Here is a 3,651-nt window from a genome sequence, read left to right on the forward strand (position 1 = left end):
GGGTGAGAGAGGCCGGGGGGTGGGGGGAGCGGATCACGACGGTCCGCTTCGCCCGGCCGCCGGGCGGCGTAGGGCCTCGGCGACGAGCTGCACGAGATGGCGGCTGTCGAGGCCCGCGAGGTCCCGTACCTGAGTGCGGCAGGAGAAGCCGTCGGCGAGGATCCGCCGGTCGGGCTCGGCGGCCGCCCTGGCGAGGATGCCGTCGCGTGCGATCTTCGCGGAGATCTCGTAGTGGCCCTTCTCCATGCCGAAGTTCCCGGCCAGGCCGCAGCAGCCCGCGGAGATCTCGATGTCACAGCCCATGGCGGCCAGGAGTGCCCGGTCCGCGTCGTAGCCCATGACCGCGTACTGGTGGCAGTGCGGCTGGACGAGGAGCTTCTCGGCCGCTCGCGGCGGGGACCAGCCGATCGAGGTGAGGAACTCGGCGACGGTCCTGACCGAGCCGGACAGCTCGGCGGCGCGCGGGTCGTCGGGGAGGAGTTCCACCAGGTCCGAGCGGAGGGTCGCGATGCAACCGGGCTCGATACCGACGACGGTCCGGCCGTCCCTGACGTGCGGGACGAGGAGACCGAGCGTCCTGCGGAGCCTGGCCTTGGCGGCCGTGAGCTGGCCCGTGGAGACGAGGGTCAGGCCGCAGCAGGCCCGGGAGTCGGCGATCTCGACGTCGCACCCGGCGGCCTGGAGGACTTCGAGGGCGTCCCGGGGGATGTCCGGGTCGATCGCGTCGGAGAAGGAGTCGACCCAGAGCAGGACCCTCGGCCCGCCCGACCGCTCTCCCGCCGTTGCCCTGCGCGGCTTGTGCGGCTCGTGCGGCTTGTGTGACTTATGCGGTTCGTTTGGTTTGTGTGGTTTTTGCCATCGGAACGGTGTTCGGGGCAGCGTCGGCAGGGAGCGGCGGGGGTCGGCTCCCATCATCGTCGTCATGGCTCGGCGCAGCGGCGGCACGCGGCCCGCGAGGTTGATCAGGGGGGCCAGCGGGGCGGTGAGCCTGAGCCATCGCGGCAGTCGGCCGAGGGTGTAGTGGCTGAGCGGACGCAGGCGCCCCTTGTACGTCTGGTGGAGTGTTTCCGACTTGAACATGGCCATGTCGATGCCGGTGGGGCAGTCGCTCGCGCACGCCTTGCAGCTCAGGCACAGGTCGAGCGCGTCGTGGACCTCGGGGGAACTCCAACCGCCCGTGACGAGGCTGCCGTTGAGCATCTCCTGGAGGACCCGCGCACGGCCTCGGGTGGAGTCCTTCTCGTCCCGGGTGGCGACGTACGAGGGACACATGAACCCGCCCTGCCCGCGCAGATCGGCCCGGCACTTGCCGACCCCGACGCACCGGTGGACGGCATCGGTGATGTCTCCGCCGTCGTGGGCGAAGGCGAACCCGTCGGTGGCGCGCAGACGGCGGGCCTGCGGGCGGCGCAGGTCGGCGTCCAGCGGCGCGGGGCGGACGACGACCCCGGGGTTCATGAGGTCCTCCGGGTCCAGCAGGGCCTTGAAGGTCTCCATCGCGCGCAGGGCCTCGGGGCTGTACATGGCTGGCAGCAGCTCGGAGCGGGCGCGGCCGTCCCCGTGCTCGCCGGAGAGGGAACCGCCGTGCCGGGCGGCGAGCGCTGCCGCGCGTTCGAGGAATCTCCGCATCGGGGTGCCGTCGGTGTCGAGCGGGAAGTCGATACGGACGTGGACGCAGCCGTCGCCGAAGTGGCCGTAGGCGAGCCCGGAAACGTGCTCGTCCGCCATGAGGGCTCCGAGGCCGCGCAGATACGCGCCGAGGCGGGCCGGGGGGACGGCGGAGTCCTCCCAGCCGGGCCAGGCCTGCCTGCCGTCGGCGGTACGTCCGGCCAGTCCGGCACCGTCGGCACGGATCTGCCAGAGCCTGGTCGCCTCGGGGCCGGCGGGCAGCACCAGGGTGTCGGAGGAGGCGGAGGCCGCGACGAGTTCGTGTGCGGCCGCGACCGCCTCCTCGGAGGTGGCGCCGCCGACCTCGGCGATCAGCCAACCGCCGCCGGCGGGCAGCGCGGGGACGCTGCCGCCGCCGTGGGCCCGGCGGACGACGTCGACGAGCTGGGCGTCCAGGCCCTCCAGGGCGAGCGGGCGGAAGGGGAGCAGGCCGGGGACGTCGTCCGCCGCCGTGGGCATGTCGCGGTAGCCGAGGACGGCCAGGGCGGGCGCGGGGGGCCGGGGGACGAGTCCGACGGTGGCTTCGAGGAGGATGCCGCAGCTCCCTTCGGTGCCGGTCAGGGCGGCTGCGAGATTGTGTCCGTGCTCGGGGAGCAGGTGTTCCAGGGAGTAGCCGGAGATCTGGCGTCCGAAGCGGCCGAACTCGGTGCGCAGCACGGCCAGGTTCTGGGAGACGAAGGTGTCGAGGCCGGGCACCGCGGCGAGGGCGCCGGCCCCCGAACCGGCCGTGATGATGTCCCCGGTTCCGGTCAGCCAGGTCATGGAGACCACGTTGTCGGCCGTGCGCCCGTAGGCGAGGCCGTGCGGACCGCACGCGTTGTTGCCGATCATGCCGCCGATCGTGCAGCGGCCGGCGGTGGAGGGATCGGGGCCGAAGCGCAGACCGAAGGGCAGGGCCCTGTCCTGGAGGGTGGCCAGGACGGTGCCGGGTTCGACGACGGCGGTGGCGGCGACGGGGTCGATCGAGAGCACCCGGTTCATGAAACGGGAGAAGTCGATCACGAGGCCGGGGCCCACGGCGTTTCCGGCGCAGGACGTGCCCGCTCCTCGGACGGTGACCGGCACCTGGTGGGCGCGGGCGACACCGACGGCGGTGATCACGTCGTCCGTCGACCTGGGGGTGAGCACGGCACGGGGGACGATCCGGTAGTTCGAGGCGTCGGTCGAGTACAGCGCCCGGGTCAGTGACGAGTCGTCGACAAGGTCACCGACGCCACTGGGCTGTCCGAGGCTTCCGCGGAGGGCGTCGAGGAACGCGGCATTGGGGTGCTTCGGGTCGTCTGTCGTCGTGGCGTCCATGGGGTGCTGCTCCTGAGGTGCCATCGGGTCTTGCGGGGTGGAGGACATGGATCCGTTCGTGTGACGATCGCACCAAGGCGATGAATGAAATCCACCGCTGGGATGGACGGCTGTTGTCGCACTGAACCGAAGTACCACCGCCGACCGCGGCGGAACCCAAGGATGACCGGTCACACTCGGGTCGGGGCGGAGTGGACCGGCACAGGTCACCCCGGCGTCGCCGGGCGGTTCTCCCGTGGGGGGTGGGACCGCCCGGCGACTTGTTCGTACGGGCGTTCGTCGTGTCATCCGACACGCCGTCGAACACGCCGTTCACGACGGAACACGTCGCCGGATTTTCCGGATGCCCCGTTTTCAACCGGCCCATCCGGTGGACAATTGAGGCCATGAGCCAGCAGGGGGAGAGGTCCACCGGTCACGAGGACGACTGGTGGGGGCAGTTGTACGACGACTCCACCGAGGACACCGGGCCCACGGGCGCGGGCGACTCCCTGGACGACCGGTTCGCCTCGGCGTCCGGAACGGTCGACGCCGCGAAGGCCGATGCCACGAAGGCCGATGCCATGAAGGCCGACGCGGCTCCGGGCCCGGTCGGGAGGGACACGGTGTTCGGGCGCGAGACGGAATGGGTCGAATGGTCCGAATGGGATGAGTTGGGGACGGCGGGGGCGCCGGAGGCAGCAG

At 71.8% G+C, this 3,651-nt stretch carries 1 protein-coding gene and 1 pseudogene; one reads left to right on the forward strand and one right to left on the reverse strand.

Annotated elements, in window-relative coordinates:
* Positions 1 to 33: 33 nt before the first annotated feature.
* On the reverse strand, positions 34 to 2,967 hold the full coding sequence (locus AOK08_RS40480) for an FAD-binding and (Fe-S)-binding domain-containing protein (RefSeq protein ID WP_055535373.1): 2,934 nt from the start codon (positions 2,965 to 2,967) through the stop codon (positions 34 to 36).
* Between the two features lie 386 nt (positions 2,968 to 3,353).
* Here AOK08_RS40480 and AOK08_RS48195 point away from each other — a divergent pair.
* Positions 3,354 to 3,651: pseudogene (locus AOK08_RS48195) on the forward strand (hypothetical protein); the annotation flags it as partial.

Source organism: Streptomyces graminilatus, assembly GCF_001418565.1.
GTDB classification, from domain to species: domain Bacteria; phylum Actinomycetota; class Actinomycetes; order Streptomycetales; family Streptomycetaceae; genus Streptomyces; species Streptomyces graminilatus.

Excerpts from the sequence above, each read along its gene's own strand:
- AOK08_RS40480 (WP_055535373.1), bottom strand. The coding sequence starts at position 2,967 with ATGGACGCCACGACGACAGACGACCCGAAGCACCCCAATGCCGCGTTC.